The following is a 17,186-nucleotide window of genomic DNA, read 5'->3' as shown; positions in this document are numbered from 1 at the left end:
ATTAACCTATTATTTTTAGATCACCGCTTGTTGTTTTTGCTTATATCTAGAAAAATTCAGCTTATCAATGTTGAAATCCGTTGGTTCTCCTGTAATCAGTTGAGCCACCATTCTTCCTGTGATTGGAGACATGCTAATGCCATCTCCTTCGTGACCACTAGCAATGTAAAAGCCAGGAACCTCTTCAACCTCTGACACAATAGGAAGATGATCTTCCACCCATGGTCTCACTCCTGCGTAAGCTCTAATACAATTAATGTCTTTTAAAACTGGTAGGAAACGTATCGCACGTTCCGCAATAGCACGCATCACTTCCATTTCCGAGCGAATATCGTATCCATTAAAGGCGCGGTGTCCTCCTACTAAATAGTTCCTTGCATCGGTCGGTTCAATGGTAAAAGCAACATTATGTTTTTCAACTAATTCACTAACATTTCTTTTAAACGTAATGTCTTCGAATTTCGATAACATGTAGCCAAATTCATGAACCTTTTGGCCCGCAACCTTTAATGGCGTCTTCTCGGAAATTAACACCATTCCTTTTCGTGGCTTAATCGGGATATGAACTCCGACCATTTGGGCTATTTTTGGTGACCAAACGCCAGCACAATTGACAACCCTTTTCGTCTTAAAGGTGCCCCGATCCGTTACTACACTTTCGACCTTGCCTTTTTCATCTAAGCTAATATCTTGTACTGAATGGTAGTCATACACCTGTAATCCGAACTTTTTTCCTTCTTCTACAAACGCATAGCACAGTTTATAAGGGTTCATAGAAGAATCTACTTCCGTCCAAATTCCTCCAGCTAAATCATCTGCTAGGTAAGGTTCTATTGCCTGCAATTGATGACGATCTACCATGCGCATATCATAGCCATCTCGAGCTTGCTGGGTAACATACTCTTGGGCAATTTCCAGTTCTTTGTCGGTTTCACAAACATACAAGCTTCCACGTGAGGAAAATTCGAAATCAACTGAAAATTCTTTAGCCAATTGCTTGAAAAGCTGAATACTTGCATAGCCTATCTCGGTATCAATCCCAGGCTTTTTATCACAGATTAGAGCTACCGCATCACATCGACTAGAAGTACCTGATGCCACTCCCCCACTTTCAATGAGGGCAACCTCCAGGCCTTTTTTCACCAAATGGTAGGCTACGCTCGACCCGATGACACCTGCTCCAATGACAATCACGTCAAAACTTCTCATTTGTATTCTCCTCTAAGGATCTTTTCTCTTCCCTATTTCCCTTCAAAGAATCCGGAAGGCTCCACTTTCAGATTAATATTAATTTGTTTAATTTCGAGATACTCTTCAAATCCGTAGGTTCCCAAGTCCCTACCAATTCCACTTTGCTTATATCCGCCCCATGGCGCTTCGTTAAATGTAGGATGATACGTATTGATCCACGTAATTCCTGCACGTAATTGGCGAATCACTCGCTGTGCTTTGGCTCCGTCCTGTGTGAATACCGCTCCAGCCAAACCAAAAGCCGTTCCATTTGCTAATTCAATGGCTTCTTCCTCTGTTTTGAAGGTTTGAATCACTAATACCGGCCCGAATATTTCTTCCTGAACAATTCTCATATTAGGCGTGGTATCTCCAAAAATCGTTGGCTCCACATAGTACCCCTTTTCTAAATCCCCTTCAACGATTCGATTCCCACCGCAAAGCAGGGTAGCTCCTTCTTTTTTCCCAATTTCAATATAATTCAGCACGTTATTCATATGGTCTTCGGATACAAGCGGTCCCATTTCAACGCCTTTTTCCCATCCTGGACCAACCTTGATCAATTTGGCGCGTTTTACTAGTTCAGGTACAAATGTTTCATATAAGTTTTCTTCTAGTACTAAACGTGACCCGGCCGAACATACTTGTCCTTGATTGGCAAAAATAGCGAATAAAGCGTAATCTACGGCACTTTCAAAATCAGCATCTGCAAATACGATATTAGGAGATTTGCCACCTAATTCTAGACTGATTTTTTTCACTGTATCTGCAGCCGATTTCATTAACTTAATTCCCGTATCAGTTCCACCTGTAAAAGAGACTTTATCCACATCCGGATTAGCTACAATTTCTGCTCCAACCTTACTTCCAGATCCTAGTACCAAGTTCACAACTCCTGGTGGGAAGCCTACTTCATCAATGATTTCAAACAATCGAATCACTGAAAGTGGTGTCTGTTGTGCGGGTTTTACGAGTACGGTACAACCGGCAGCAAGAGCAGCAGCGATTTTTTGATTGGCCATCACTAACGGGTAATTCCAAGGAACGATGATTCCCACAACCCCAATTGCTTCACGAACGACCATTGCCTGGATATCATCAGGAACATCATACGTTTGACCATGTGGTTTGGTTGCCATCCCAGCGTAGTAACGTAGTTGATTAACAGCATCCTCCACATCAGCAATGGATTCTCTTACTGTCTTTCCATTGTTTAATGTATCTAAATAGGCAAATTCTTCTTTTCTTTCTTCTAATTTATTGGAGATTTTCAGTAGAAGCTCTGCTCGGTCTCTTGCTTTGCTATTCATCCATCCATTTTTATAAAAGGCTTGTTTCGCTGCGGCAATAGCCTTTTTCGCATCTTCTACAGAACCTTCCGTAACGACCCCAATTACCTCTCCATTAGCTGGATTAATAATTTCTCTCGTATACTTTGATTCACTTTCTACCCACTCACCATTGATATACATTTTTTGAACAGTATCATTACCTACTAATACAGATTCAATATGTGCTTTTTCTAAAATCACTAAAGTCACCTCTTCCTCAAAAATATACAAGTTGTAAAATGAAATACTAATAACTAGTAGCTATTTCAAAGATACAACAGGATTTTATGTACTTCATTGGACACTGTGTAAAACTTATCGTCGTTACCATTTAACACTGCTCGAATCTAGGTATGGATAATAAAACGATGGGGAAACTCCCCATCGTTCATGTCCCTATAATTGATAGATGCTTTCCTTTATGGTTTTTATAATAAAAGCATAGTCGTCTTCTGTAATGTTCAATGGTGGAGATAATTGCAACACATTGTTGTAGCCTGCAACGGTGTCTCCATTCTTTCCAATGATCAACCCTTTCTCTTTACAGAGACCGATCACTTTATTGAGTTTATCCAGACTTGCTGGTTCCTTGGTTTGTTTGTTTTCTACTAATTCGATTCCTAGAAGAAGCCCTTTTCCACGTACATCTCCGACATTTGGATGATCCTTAATCTCTTCTAGTTCGTCTAATAGACGTTCCCCTAATTCCTTCGAGCGTTCCACTAGCTTCTCATTTTCCATGATTTCTAGATTCTTTAATGCCAGGGCACAAGCAGCCGGATTTCCACCGAACGTATTCACATGACGGAAGCGATCATAGTCTTCGCTTCCAGTATAAGCTTCATAGATTTCCCTTTTTACAGCCGTGGCTGACAAAGGGAGATAGGCACTGGTAATCCCCTTAGCCATCGTAATAATGTCCGGCTTCACGCCATAGTTCATAAATCCGAATGGTTTACCTGTTCGCCCAAATCCACAAATTACTTCATCAACAATCAGTAGAGCTCCATGCTTTTCACAAATTTCTTTTACTTTTGCCATATATCCATCTGGAGGCATTAAAATACCGCCTCCTGTAATAATCGGTTCCATGATGACACCAGCAATGGTCTCACTTAACTCCCACGTCATGACACGGTCGATTTCATTTGCAGAGTCCAACGTATGAACATCTTCTGGGTTCCGATACGTATCCGGAGGTGCTACATGTAAAAATCCTTGTCCTAGTGGTTCGTATTTATATTTCCGCTGTGCTTGACCGGTTGCGGCAAGAGCACCCATCGAATTGCCATGGTATGCACGGTAGCGTGAAATAAACTTAAAGCGGTTCGTATCCCCTTTTTGCTGATGATATTGTCGCGCAATTTTAAAGGCGGTTTCGTTTGCCTCAGAACCACTATTAGAGAAGAAAATGACATAATCGTCTCCGAGCCATTCATTCAGTTTTTCAGCTAGTTTAATAGCAGGTACATGACTATGCGCTAAAGGAAAATATGGCATTTCCTCCAGTTGTTTGTATGCTGCTTTTGCTAGCTCTTTTCTGCCATAACCCACATTGACACACCAAAGACCTGACATCCCATCTAAATAACGATTTCCATCGATATCCGTCACCCATGCTCCCTCAGCTTTGGTGATAATTAAATTCGAAGGGTTTGGAGACGAACCTTTCATCGCATGCCAGAGATACTTCTCATCTGTTTTCTTTAAATCCTGTGTTTGTCCTACTGCTTGCACCTTCATCAACCCCATCTATTATTTTTTTCTTTTAGTAACGGGCAGTAAGCATTTTCTTACGAGTATAGAATTCTACTCCATCTTTCCCATTTGCATGAAGATCTCCATAAAACGATTTCTTGTAACCAGAGAATGGGAAGAAGGCCATCGGCGCTGGAACTCCAAGGTTCACACCAAGCATCCCCGCATCAATATCTTCACGGAATTCACGAATCGCGCTCGCACTATCGGTATACAAACACGCACCGTTGGCAAATTCAGACTGGTTAGTCAGCTCAATGGCTTCCTCTAATTTCTCCACTCGAACAATGGACAACACAGGAGCAAAGATTTCATCCTTCCAAATCGTCATCTCAGGAGAAACACCGTCAAATATCGTTGGTCCCACAAAGTACCCTTGTTCATTTTTGCTATCACTTCTACCATCACGAATCAGATTTGCTCCTTCTTTTTCACCAATTTCAATGTATTTAATCGTACGATCTTTATGAGACTCACGGATAACTGGTCCTAAGAAAACACCCTCATCCATTCCGTTTCCGATGGTAATGTCATCAGCTGCTATTTTTAAACGTGAGATTAACTCTTCCGCCACACTACCAACAGCAACTACGACAGAAGCAGCCATACAGCGTTCACCTGCCGAACCAAAAGCAGCTCCAATTATATTTGTTACGGCATTATCTAAATCAGCATCTGGCATAACGATGGAATGATTTTTTGCACCTGCAAGCGCCTGAACGCGTTTTCCGTTCGCTGCTGCCGTTTTATACACATACTCTGCAACAGGTTGTGAACCAACGAATGATACTGCCTTTACATCCTTATTTTCTAAGATGCCATTCACGACATCATGAGCACCATGCACAATATTTAATACCCCATCTGGCAGACCAGCTTCTTTAAATAACTCGGCTATACGGTTAGCCAATAAAGGAGTTCTTTCTGATGGCTTTAAGACAAATGTATTCCCACAGGCAATGGCAAGCGGAAACATCCAACAAGGAACCATCATTGGGAAATTAAAAGGAGTGATTCCTCCGATAACTCCGATAGGATAACGGTACATTCCCGATTCAACACCTGTTGCAATATCTGGAAGATGGTCGCCCATCATTAATGTTGGTGCTCCTGCAGCAAATTCCACACATTCGATCCCGCGCTGAACTTCCCCGTACGCTTCGTTATAGCTTTTTCCATTTTCTAATGTGATGAGCTTTGCTAATTCATCCCAATGATCCACCAAAAGCTGCTGATAGCGGAATAAAATTCGGGCTCGTTTCGGAACAGCGACTTTCTTCCACTTTTTAAAGGCTTCTTCTGCTACTGAAACAGCAAAATCCAAATCTTCCCTCGTCGAAATTGGTACACGTGCGATCACTTCACCTGTTGCTGGGTTTGGTACTTCCTCCATCTGACTACTAGTGGAATCTACCCATTGTCCATTAATAAAGTTCTTTAATGTTTGTACCGTTTGTGTGACTTCCATTTTTAAAACCTCCTACTTTTTCCTTCTATTTCAACTCTTGTGCTAATTATATTTGGTAGGAATTTCTCCTTCATTGGACACTGTGTAAAATATTTAGTCATTTTTTTCTACATTTGAAGATGTACAAGACGAAAAGTTATACACACTGTCTGATAAAATGGCTACAAAAAACCCTCACAAATCTCGTTAAGAGTTTGCAAGGGTATTTTTATCTTAAGATGACTTAACAGACGCTAATCCAAAGGACGATATGGCTGCAGAAGTGTATGTATAAGCAGTAATGGCCACTTCAATTGCTTGACGTTTATATGATTCCATGAAATCTCTACCGATTAATTCATAGATTTTATCCAGTCGATGATAAAGCGTTTGTCGAACGATATGAAGGTGTTCTGCTGTCTCCTTCTTCGCCCCTTTACATTCTAAAAAGATTTTTAACGTCCGCAGCAGCTCACCATTATTCTTTTGGTCATGCTGAATGATTGGTCCAATATAATCGGTTATGAATTCACTGAGTACCCCTTGTTCATGAGCAGCTAATACTAACCGGAAGATATACAGATCCTCATAAAAATAAGTATTTAGTTCACTTGGCATTTTTTCTCGAATACTTAGTGTTTCTTTTGCTGAGAGATAGCTGCTTTTTATCTGACCTAAATCATGTACAAATTTCCCAACACTAAAATTCAGCTGTGAAAATTTCTTTTTCTTTATAAAATCAGACTTTGCTAAACAATCAATGCTCTCTTGTATTCTTCTCTTAAAATCTTCTGCTTTTAAGTTGTTAAGAAGAATAAAGACAATTTGATTTTTTTGAATATGAAAGAGTACATAGATACCTCTCTGTTCAAAAATCGACCGAATATAGACTTTTAAGTAGGTGAATTCACTAATGAGCTTTTCTAAATGGTCAGCCTTACAAATCATCACCGAGCAAACATTTGGATTAAGATTAGGTTCTAGCTCAGAAAGGTATCGACTAATTTGACTATTTTTATATTCGCCATCAATCCAACACCCGACCCACTCGGACTCCTTTGCCATTCGATGTTCTTCCACATATAATTCCCGTAATACACATTGTGCTAATGCTGTCGCACTACGTTCTAAAATAAGGGTGCCAAAATCTGTAATGGGTTCAAATTCCGATATAATGAAGAGATCGGCATAGGTCTGACTTAACGCCTGAACCGATTGGTGGGCAACATCCATTTCCTCTGGTATTCGATTCTCTTTAATGAGATGATAAATTTTATTTTGTTCATCCTTCTCTTTTTTAGAGATAATTTGAACTTTCCCTTGATTGGAAATATAACATACATTCACTTTTAAATAATCATGTAATAGTTGCAAAATTCTCTGTTGGGGATTAGGCGAAAGAAGCAATTGATTTAACCGATTCGAATATTCTTCAAGGTTAGAAAGGATTTTGTAATGTTTTTTAAGTAAGAGGCTGTGAACTTCTTGTGTGATGTCTATGAATCTTACTTCTTTAGAAAATACGATGATAGGAAAATCATGGGCATCAGCTAAATCCTTGATCTCTTGGGGGATCGAGGAAATGTACGTGCCCAATTCTATACAAAGTCCGGCTGCATTAGACTGGATCGATTGTTGAACCAATGACCTAAATACCTCTTGATCACTTTTCCAGCCGACTCCTGTAGAAAGAATCAGCTCATTCCCGCTTAGAAGATTTTCAATCGCTGTGACTTCAAGAACATGTACCCATCGAACGGGTCTAAGTAGACCCTTATTCCCCGCTACTACCTTTGCCTCGTTAAAAAATTTATTTTGTAAAATTTCCTGCACCGATAAATTCACGTAAAAGTTCATTGACACTCCCCCTGTTCAGGTTTTAAGAAATCACTCTCTTAAGATGATTTGAAATTTAGTCTATATACAAATAATTCCGAAAATTAATTCTAGACTTATCTACTAGCTGTAAGTTTATTATACTTCTAAACATATATAGACAATCAACGAGCCTGTTACATATTCTTACAATATAATTTTATTCACCAATATACACTTAGAAACAAGAGTAAAACCCATTATAAGATAGACTTTTTAAATGTAAGCGCTTTTAATTTTATATATTAAAATAGTTATTTTCCCTTGCTGAATATTATCGTGATTCCACTTCATTATTTCACAATACTTATGGAAAAATTAAGTAAATTCACAGTTTCTATGCTTAGTATACTTCAGGTCTATACATGAGTAAAATGAATATTTATAATGGAATCCATGAGGGTTACTAATGAAAAGGAGATCAAGAATGACACTTAATCGGTACGAAATCTTTCACACGGTAGCAGATTCAGGGAGCCTTACAAGAGCAGGGGAAAAACTGAAGATTACACAATCGGGAATTAGTCACGCGATATCTAGTCTCGAAAGTGAGTTTGGTTTTTCTATCCTGACCAGAAGTCGTTCTGGCATTACTTTAACAGATAATGGTGAGCGTATCCTTGTCTACATTCGTGAGATCTTAGCCTTGAACAATCAGTTAAAGCAGGAAGCTGCGGCGATCAACGGATTAGAGGTAGGTGAAGTAAAAATCGGTACGTTTACTAGTGTGATTACCCAATGGTTACCTCATATTATAAAGATATTTGAGGACCTTCACCCAGGAATTGTTGTTAAATTGTATGAGGGCGATTACAACACCATTGACCAATGGATTTCTGATGGAAGTATAGACTGTGGTTTCCTCAGCTTACCTACACCACAGGCACCTGATTTTCTTCCTTTAAAAATGGATCGAATGCTCTGCATTGTTTCAGAAAGGCATCCAATCCACAATCAAGAGAGTATATCTTTTCATCAAATCCAGTGTGAACCATTAATTATGCCCAAAGAAGGCTGGGACAATGAGATAAAGAACATTTTTAAGAAACACAAAATCATCCCAAACATTAAATTTGAGGTCTCAGATGACCAAGCCATTATTTCCATGGTAGGAAATAATCTTGGTATTAGCATCAGACCTGAAATGACTCTTACGAATCTTCCTGCAAACATTCGAATTCTAAATTTGGAAGAGGAGTCTTATCGATTTATTGGAATCGCCAAAAAACCTAATCTATCCCCTGCCACGAAGATATTTATTGATTGTGTATATTCATGGCTAAGAGAAAATGACCTATTGGACTTCTAATGATTTCTTTAAAAGTACATATACAGAACTTCCTCAGTATATTCAATAAGAACTGGTTGGTTTTCTTTTGATAATTAATAAATCTGAGCTTATATTGTTAGGTATATACCTATATTTTTTAGGAGGTTTCCATTTAAAAAACAAAATAATCGCCTCAAACGAAGCGATTATAAATAGGAAAGCTATTTCATTTCTAGTAAATTCAATTTCTCTCGCTGATTTACTGCATCCTTCAACTCTTTGCAAGGAGTAAATACAGCGTATCTGGCTGCTGGAACATGGATTTCATCCCCCGTTTGCGGGTTTCTACCTTGTCTCTCTGCTCGTTCGCGAGTTTCAAAGTTTCCAAAGCCGGATACTTGTACCTTTTCCCCGTCTGCTAATGAGGTTGAAATAATATCGATGATAACATCTACTACTTTTCTAGATTCTTTTTTGGAAAACGCACATGTCTTGGCTAGCGTGTAAATTATATCTGTTTTATTCATACGATGTACCTCTATTAGTAAATTCTTGATTCCTGTTCCGGAGAAAGAAATAGGCTGCCAATGCAGCCTATTTTCGTTGTTCCAATGTTACACCATCAAGTATTTGTGAACTTCGCTTGCCACTTCTCGGCCTTCGTTGATTGCCCAAACGATCAGACTCTGTCCTCTTCTAGCATCACCAGCAGCAAACACGCCTTCTACGTTTGTCTTGTAATTACCTTTAGCAGCTTTAATCTTTTGATTAACCGATTCTACTCCGAATTGGTTTAATAGAGGCATCTCTGTCCCTTCAAAGCCAATCGCGATAAATACAAACTGAGCTGGCCATACTTTTTCCGTGCCTGGAATTTCTTTAAAGTAGAAACGTCCGTTCTCATCTTTTAGTTTTTCCATTTGGATTGTGTGAAGCTCTTTCAGATTTCCGTTTTCATCAGAAACAATTTTTGTTGTTTGAATTGAATATTGACGTGGATCTTCTCCAAATTTTGCTTCTGCTTCCTTATACGCATAATCCATTGTATACACATTTGGATATGCGGGCCATAAGTTGTCAGAGGTACGTTCAGCTGGCAATTGTGGATGCTTTCCAAACTGAACAACACTGCGACATTTTTGACGAAGAGCTGTCGCGACACAGTCTGCACCAGTGTCACCACCACCGATGACAATTACATCTTTGCCTTCCACGTCTATAAAGTTACCATCTTCGAAATTTGAATCTAATAGACTCTTTGTTGCTAAAGTTAAGTAATCCATCGCAAAGTGAATGCCCTTTGATTCACGGCCTTCAATCACTAAATCACGTTGTCTTTGAGCACCTGTACATAGGATGACCGCATCGAATTGCGCTTGAAGCTCAGTCGCTTGGATATCCTTGCCCACTTCTGTATTCGTTACGAAGTCGATTCCTTCTTGCGTTAATAATCGAATACGGCGTTCTACCACTTCTTTTTCAAGCTTCATGTTAGGAATACCATACATGAGCAAGCCTCCCGGACGGTCCGCGCGCTCAAATACAGTAACCGAGTGGCCAGCTTGATTCAGCTGGTCCGCTGCCGCTAAGCCAGCAGGGCCAGAACCGATAATTGCTACTTTCTTCCCAGAGCGAGAAGCAGGAATTCTTGGTGTGATCCATCCGTTTTCAAAGCCTTTGTCGATAATCGCTTGTTCAATGTTTTTGATCGTGACTGCTGGGTCGTAAAGGGCTACGGTACAAGACCCTTCACATGGAGCCGGACACACTCTTCCTGTAAATTCAGGGAAATTATTCGTCTTTAACAGGCGATCTAGCGCTTCTTTCCAACGGCCTTTATACACAAGATCATTCCACTCTGGAATCAAGTTATGAATTGGACACCCGGACGTTGCCCCCTGGATATCCATACCGATATGACAGAAGGGAGTTGCGCAGTCCATACACCGCGCCCCCTGTGTACTTAATTTCTCATCTGAGATAGGAAGTTTATGTTCTTTCCAATCGTTTAATCTTTGTAAAGGATCTCTTTCTGCGGCTTTTTCACGAGCATATTCCATAAATCCTGTTGCTTTTCCCATGTTTTAACTCCCCTTTCTTAGCGGATGGCAGCTTCCTGCTGTTTTGATGGTTTTGATGTTGCTCCGGAATTCGCTAAAAAGGCGCTCATGACGGCTTCTTCTTCCGATAAACCTTCTAACTTTTGCTCCTCGATCAAAGTGATCATTCGCTTGTAGTCTTTTGGAATGACTTTGGTAAATTTTCTGACATGTTTTGCCCAGTCTTCTAGAATACAACTCGCCTTCACACTGTCTGTGTAGCGGTAATGGTTTTGTATTAATGCTTTTAGTTCATCCTGTTCAGCAGGAGACGTTACCGATTCAAATTCAATCAATTCCTGGTTACATAACTCTTTAAATGCTTCTTCGTCCTTCGTATAAACATAAGCAATTCCACCGGACATTCCTGCTCCGAAGTTTTTCCCTACATCTCCTAAAATCACGACGCGTCCACCTGTCATGTATTCACAGCCATGGTCACCAATACCTTCCACCACGACATTCACACCACTATTACGAACGGCAAAACGTTCTCCCGCACGTCCGTTAATATACGCTTCCCCACTTGTTGAACCAATAAAGGCAACATTTCCTGCGATAACATTTTCGCCTGAAGCGATTTTTGTATGTTCATCGGCTTTCACGATGATTTTCCCACCAGAAAGACCTTTTCCAACATAATCATTCGCGTCACCTGTAAGTTCAAGCGTCATTCCCTTTGGTACAAACGCACCAAAGCTTTGACCCGCTGATCCGTTAAACTTTAAGGTAATCGTATCCTCTGGAAGACCCACTTCACCATAACGTTTCGAGATTTCACTTCCAACAATCGTACCAGCTACACGATTCACGTTAGTAATTGGGAAGCTCGCTTCTACAGGTGTTCCGTCTTCTAAAGCCTTTTGAACAGCCGGTAATATATATTTCACATCAAGTGTTTCATCAATTCGATGGTTTTGTGGACGCTTAAAGGTTGTTGCTCCTTCAGGCTTGTGCAACAGTGCTGTTAAATCTAAATGCTGCGCCTTCCAGTGTGATTTTGCTCGTTCACTCACCGTTAATACATCGGTACGGCCAACCATTTCTTCCATCGTTCTAAATCCAAGCTCAGCCATCATCTCACGAACTTCCTGTGCCACAAAGCGCATATAGTTCACGATATAATCTGCTTCACCTGTGAACTTTTTACGAAGCTCTGGATTTTGAGTCGCGATTCCAACAGGACATGTATCCAAATGACACACACGCATCATGACACAGCCAAGAACAACTAGTGGTGCTGTAGCAAATCCATATTCCTCGGCACCTAGTAAGGCCGCCATAACCACATCTTTACCTGTCATTAGCTTCCCGTCTGTCTCAAGGACAACACGGTCACGAAGTCCATTAAGCATCAACGTTTGGTGTGCCTCAGCTAACCCAAGCTCCCACGGTAATCCAGCATGCTGAATGCTTGTTTTCGGTGAAGCACCTGTTCCGCCGTCGTATCCGCTAATCACGATTACGTCCGCTACAGCCTTCGCAACACCAGCAGCAATCGTTCCAACTCCGCCCTTCGATACTAGCTTGACGCTAATGCGAGCTTGACGATTGGCATTCTTCAAATCATGAATCAATTGAGCCAAATCCTCGATTGAGTAGATGTCATGATGTGGTGGTGGTGAAATTAAGCTAACACCAGGTGTCGATCCACGAACGTCGGCTACCCATGGGTACACCTTTTTCCCCATTAACTGTCCGCCTTCACCAGGCTTCGCTCCTTGAGCCATTTTAATTTGTAGCTCTTCGGCATTTACTAAATAATGACTTTTCACACCAAAACGACCGGAAGCAATTTGCTTAATCTTACTTCCTCGGTTATCACCATTTTCATCAGGAACAAAACGACTTGCATCTTCTCCACCTTCACCGCTATTGCTCTTTCCACCTAAACGGTTCATGGCAATTGCTAAGGTTTCGTGCGCTTCCTTACTGATGGATCCAAAGCTCATTGCACCTGTTTTGAAGCGGCGAACGATTGAATCCACACTTTCCACCTCTTCAATAGGTAATGGTTGTCTTGAACCATTGAAAGAGAATAGGTTACGTAAAAAGCCGAGTCGTTCTTCATTGGCAAGTGTCGAATATTTTTTAAATAAGTCATAATCACCGTTACGGCAAGCCCATTGCAATGTATGAATGGTTCCAGGATTAAAGGCATGGTGTTCTCCATCATGTCTCCATTGGAAGTTACTGCCGGATTCTAAGGTATGATCTAATGAAGAGTAAGCTTCCGCATGACGCAGCTTCGCCTCTTCAGCAATCGTTTCTAAGCCAATTCCTCCAAGCTGTGAAACTGTTCCTGTGAAGTAACGGTCAATTACATCTGAGCTGATTCCAACCGCTTCAAAAATTTGAGCACCGCGGTAACTTTGTACCGTAGAAATCCCCATTTTCGACATAACCTTAACCACACCTTCACTCATAGAAACGACGTACTTTTTCACCGCTTCTTGATAGGTAAATGGTAATGCGCCTTCGGAAACAGCTTGCTGATAAATCGAGAATGCTAGATAAGGGTTGATTGCGTCCACACCATATCCAAGTAACACCGCAAAATGATGAACTTCTCTTACCTCTCCAGATTCCACTAGAATGCTAGCTTTCGTACGTAACCCCTCACGAATCAAATGCTGATGAAGAGCACTCACTGCTAGAAGGGAAGGAATCGCAACGGTTGTTTCATTAATGTTGCGGTCTGATAAAATCAGTATACTTGCTCCACCTGCAATGGCTTCTTCTGCTTGACGGCAAAGGTTGTTCAGACTGCTTTCTAGATCGTTATGGAACACACTTTCGATGACTACACTTTTAAATTCTGTACCATTTTTTAAAGCATCAAGCTGGCTGTTTGTCAAAATTGGTGTTTCTAACTGAATACGACGGCAATTTTCTGCTGATGGATGTAGCAGATTTCCTTCTGCCCCTAAGTAAGAAACGGTTGACGTTACAATCGCTTCACGAATCGCGTCAATTGGTGGATTCGTTACTTGAGCGAATAATTGCTTAAAGTAGTTAAACAAATTCTGTGGTTTATCGGATAAGACCGCAAGCGGCATATCGTTCCCCATCGCTCCAAGCGGATCCTTTCCTTCCGTTACAGCTGGAAGGATGTATTTTTGAATATCTTCATACGTATATCCAAACGCTTTTTGAAGAACTAGGTAATTCTCTGGAATTTCTCCCTCAGCCTCTACTGAATCTTCTAATCTTACAAGCTCGTCATTCAACCATTGCTGGTAAGGCTTCGCTTGAGCCATTTCTGATTTAACTTCCTCATCAGAAATAATACGACCTTCTTCTAGATCGATTAAAAGCATTTTTCCTGGTTGAAGGCGCTCTTTGTATAACACCTTTTCCGGCTCAACATCAATTACCCCAACCTCTGATGAAAAGATAATATAATCATCTTCCGTTACATAATAACGAGCTGGTCGAAGTCCATTACGGTCTAAAACGGCACCAATTTGTTTTCCGTCTGTAAACGAAATCGCTGATGGTCCATCCCACGGCTCGATTAACGAGCTGTGATACTCATAAAAAGCTCTCTTTTCATCTGTGATATGAGGATTTTCAGACCAAGGCTCTGGTACTAATATCATGGCCGCATGTGCAGGCTTTCTGCCGGCAAGCACCAAAAATTCAAGTGCGTTATCTAAAATTGACGAATCACTACCGTCTGTATCAAGGATTGGCAACACTTTTTCTAAATCTGAACCAAATGCTTCAGAAATGAATTGAGTTTCACGTGCCTTCATCCAGTGTATATTTCCTTGAAGCGTATTGATTTCTCCGTTGTGAATTAAGTAACGGTTTGGATGCGCTCTTTCCCAGCTTGGGAAGGTATTTGTACTGAAGCGTGAATGCACTAAAGCAAAAGCAGATACAAAGCTCTCATCCTGCAAATCCAAATAGAATTGATCCACTTGTTCAGGAGTTAATAATCCCTTATACACAATCGTTCTACTTGAAAAACTCGCAAAATAGAAACGATAGTCAGAAACCTTTGCCCAGTTTTCTGCTTGTTTACGAATTACGTATAATTTGCGTTCAAACGCTAGAGAGTCATTTTCGTTACCTCCAACAAACACCTGGCGAACAACTGGACAGCTTTCCTGAGCAGTTACCCCAATTTTGCTAGCATCAACTGGAACGTTTCTCCAGCCAAGCACCGTTTGACCTTCTTGTTCTATTAATTTATTAATTTGCGCTTCTATTTCTTCCCGCTCTCTGTCATCTTTTGAGAAAAAGAGCATTCCCACACCGTACTTCCCTTTTTCAGGTAAGTTCATGTCAGCACATTCTTTTCTGAAAAACAGGTCTGGTATTTGAACCATAAGTCCTGCGCCATCGCCTGTGAACGGGTCACTTCCCTGTCCACCACGATGATCCAATTGACAAAGCATAGATAGTCCTTTTGCCACTATATCATGTGTGGCGTTCCCTTTTATATGAGCGTATAAGCCGATTCCACATGCATCATGTTCAAATTCAGGACGGTAGAGACCTTGTGCTTTTGGTAATTGATGATATGTCATATTCTTCTCTCCCTGCCGATTGTTGTCGAAAAATTCATATAACAACATTCTATGTTTTCAAAATCATATAAACAATATATAATTTATATTAAATTAATCGAAAAAACATATGAATAGGAGAAGAGACCAAAATGGAGCTCCGTCAATTGCGCTATTTTATAGAAGTAGCAGAACGAGAACATATGACAGAAGCAGCAGATAATTTAAATGTGGCACAATCAGCGGTCAGCTATCAAATTACGAAGCTAGAAGAGGAGTTAGGCGTAAAGCTACTCGAACGAGTCGGAAGAAATATTAAGGTCACACAGATTGGTTATGTCTTTTTGAAGTATGTAAAAAGCTCCTTGAAAAAGCTGGATGAAGCCAAGGATAAAATAGACGAATATCTTGATCCGCAAGCAGGGACGATTAAAATTGGCTATCCGACCAGCCTTTCTAGATATTGGCTTCCTACCGTGATTTCCGCTTATAAGAATGACGTACCAAACGTCAACTTCCATCTGCGTCAAGGCTCGTATGCCAACTTAATCGATGCCGTAAAAAATGGGGAAATTGATTTAGCCTTCCTTGGCCCCGTCCCTACGAATGATCCGGACTTAGAGACAAAGATTTTATTTATGGAAAACATCGTTGCTTTGATTCCTTCCCAGCATCCACTGGCTGAGAAAAAAAGCATTCATCTTAGTGACTTACGTACAGACAAGTTCGTCCTATTTCCTAAGGGGTATGTTCTTCGAAGGCTTGCAGTGGAGGCGTGTCGTGAAGCAGGTTTTGAACCAGAGATTACATCTGAAGGTGAGGACATGGATGCGTTAAAAGGCCTTGTTTCTGCTGGAATCGGAGTTAGTCTATTGCCTGAGAGCACGTTCTATGACTCTACCCCCCGGTTCACGGTTAAGGTACCGATTGAAACGCCAAAAGCGATGCGTACGGTTGGGGTGATTATTCCAAAGCATCGAGAACTGGCACCCGCTGAAAGTAACTTTTATCAGTTTTTGATTCAGTTTTTTAATCGGTTGGAGCAGTATAAATAGAAGTTTTACTACAAAAAACTGGTCGAACTTTGTCTGAATCAACCCCTTATTCGGACATCTAACTGCCTCTGGGGACGGTCTCTGTCCGAATCAACCCCTTATTCGGACATCTAACTGCCTCTGGGGACGGTCTTTGTCCGAATCAACCCCTTTTCCGGACATCTAACTGCCTCTGGGGACGGACCTTGTCCGAAGACTAGTGGTTCTTACTGCTAATAAACATTATGTGTTCTCGATGATTTCAAATTTAGGTTTCTGAGGGAAATATTATTTTTTTTGCAAAGTTTTTTTACTACTTGTTTAAAAAATTATCTACATCCCCAATGTTTTTCTCCAAAAAATCACCCCTTGTCCTCCCCCTCACAGAACCGCGCTTGCGCTATAACGCACATGGCTCCTCCTAGTTATCATTTACAGAATATAGCTAATCTCTTCTCTAAGTTCATATTACTAAGGAAGAGATTAAATTTGCCCCATGTAAAGGAATAAGATTACTCAACAAGAACAGGATAAATAATAAAGATGAACGAAACTAGATGAAATACATCAAAACCCCATTTAGAATATGTCGGGAGCAACTCAATGAGTAAATATCCGGCACAGT

At 40.6% G+C, this 17,186-nt stretch carries 10 protein-coding genes; 2 read left to right on the top strand and 8 right to left on the bottom strand.

What is annotated here, in order from left to right; translation table 11 throughout:
* Window positions 1-15 precede the first annotated feature (15 nt).
* The 5 genes from BKO01S_RS03480 to BKO01S_RS03460 form a co-directional block, all read right to left on the bottom strand.
* Window positions 16-1,209 carry an NAD(P)/FAD-dependent oxidoreductase gene (locus BKO01S_RS03480; protein ID WP_066048642.1) on the bottom strand — a complete coding sequence of 398 codons (1,194 nt, stop codon included), beginning with the start codon at window positions 1,207-1,209 and terminating at the stop codon, window positions 16-18.
* A gap of 32 nt (window positions 1,210-1,241) precedes the next feature.
* Complete coding sequence (locus tag BKO01S_RS03475; RefSeq protein WP_066049558.1) at window positions 1,242-2,702, bottom strand: aldehyde dehydrogenase family protein; 1,461 nt, start codon at window positions 2,700-2,702, stop codon at window positions 1,242-1,244.
* A 255-nt stretch (window positions 2,703-2,957) separates the two neighbouring features.
* Window positions 2,958-4,298, bottom strand: coding sequence for an aspartate aminotransferase family protein (locus BKO01S_RS03470; RefSeq protein WP_066049554.1), 1,341 nt, complete (start codon window positions 4,296-4,298; stop codon window positions 2,958-2,960).
* A gap of 31 nt (window positions 4,299-4,329) precedes the next feature.
* Complete coding sequence (locus BKO01S_RS03465; protein WP_066048639.1) at window positions 4,330-5,787, bottom strand: CoA-acylating methylmalonate-semialdehyde dehydrogenase; 1,458 nt, start codon at window positions 5,785-5,787, stop codon at window positions 4,330-4,332.
* 213 nt (window positions 5,788-6,000) lie between these two features.
* Entirely contained in the window at window positions 6,001-7,623 is a 1,623-nt protein-coding gene (locus tag BKO01S_RS03460) for a PucR family transcriptional regulator (protein WP_066048630.1), read from the bottom strand.
* 445 nt (window positions 7,624-8,068) lie between these two features.
* On the opposite strand from BKO01S_RS03460, the gene BKO01S_RS03455 reads away from it, so the two are divergent.
* On the top strand, window positions 8,069-8,950 hold the full coding sequence (locus BKO01S_RS03455; RefSeq protein ID WP_066048627.1) for a LysR family transcriptional regulator: 882 nt from the start codon (window positions 8,069-8,071) through the stop codon (window positions 8,948-8,950).
* Between the two features lie 182 nt (window positions 8,951-9,132).
* On the opposite strand, the gene BKO01S_RS03450 is transcribed toward BKO01S_RS03455, so the two are convergent.
* From BKO01S_RS03450 to gltB, 3 genes are all read right to left on the bottom strand, one after another.
* A complete protein-coding gene (locus tag BKO01S_RS03450) occupies window positions 9,133-9,438 on the bottom strand; it encodes an HU family DNA-binding protein (RefSeq protein ID WP_066048625.1) in 306 nt (101 codons plus the stop codon).
* 87 nt (window positions 9,439-9,525) lie between these two features.
* A complete protein-coding gene (gene gltD / locus BKO01S_RS03445) occupies window positions 9,526-10,992 on the bottom strand; it encodes a glutamate synthase small subunit (RefSeq protein ID WP_066048622.1) in 1,467 nt (488 codons plus the stop codon).
* A gap of 17 nt (window positions 10,993-11,009) precedes the next feature.
* Entirely contained in the window at window positions 11,010-15,548 is a 4,539-nt protein-coding gene (gltB, locus tag BKO01S_RS03440; protein WP_066048619.1) for a glutamate synthase large subunit, read from the bottom strand.
* 131 nt (window positions 15,549-15,679) lie between these two features.
* Here gltB and gltC point away from each other — a divergent pair, with 131 nt between their 5' ends.
* Window positions 15,680-16,582: a glutamate biosynthesis transcriptional regulator GltC gene (gltC, locus tag BKO01S_RS03435; protein WP_066048614.1), complete on the top strand. Its 903-nt coding sequence runs from the start codon at window positions 15,680-15,682 to the stop codon at window positions 16,580-16,582.
* Window positions 16,583-17,186 lie beyond the last annotated feature (604 nt).

Source organism: Robertmurraya korlensis NBRC 107688 (assembly GCF_001591645.1).
Lineage (GTDB): Bacteria > Bacillota > Bacilli > Bacillales > Cytobacillaceae > Robertmurraya_A.
The sequence above is the reverse complement of the archived record's forward strand: the minus strand, read 5'-3'. Positions and strand labels throughout refer to the sequence as shown.

What these genes read in the sequence shown, in the direction of transcription:
- gltB (WP_066048619.1), bottom strand. Translation starts at nt 15,548, where the DNA reads ATGACATATCATCAATTACCAAAAGCACAAGGTCTCTACCGTCCTGAA.
- BKO01S_RS03455 (WP_066048627.1), top strand. Translation starts at nt 8,069, where the DNA reads ATGACACTTAATCGGTACGAAATCTTTCACACGGTAGCAGATTCAGGG.
- BKO01S_RS03465 (WP_066048639.1), bottom strand. Translation starts at nt 5,787, where the DNA reads ATGGAAGTCACACAAACGGTACAAACATTAAAGAACTTTATTAATGGA.
- BKO01S_RS03475 (WP_066049558.1), bottom strand. Translation starts at nt 2,702, where the DNA reads ATGTATATCAATGGTGAGTGGGTAGAAAGTGAATCAAAGTATACGAGA.
- gltD (WP_066048622.1), bottom strand. Translation starts at nt 10,992, where the DNA reads ATGGGAAAAGCAACAGGATTTATGGAATATGCTCGTGAAAAAGCCGCA.
- BKO01S_RS03480 (WP_066048642.1), bottom strand. Translation starts at nt 1,209, where the DNA reads ATGAGAAGTTTTGACGTGATTGTCATTGGAGCAGGTGTCATCGGGTCG.
- gltC (WP_066048614.1), top strand. Translation starts at nt 15,680, where the DNA reads ATGGAGCTCCGTCAATTGCGCTATTTTATAGAAGTAGCAGAACGAGAA.
- BKO01S_RS03460 (WP_066048630.1), bottom strand. Translation starts at nt 7,623, where the DNA reads ATGAACTTTTACGTGAATTTATCGGTGCAGGAAATTTTACAAAATAAA.
- BKO01S_RS03450 (WP_066048625.1), bottom strand. Translation starts at nt 9,438, where the DNA reads ATGAATAAAACAGATATAATTTACACGCTAGCCAAGACATGTGCGTTT.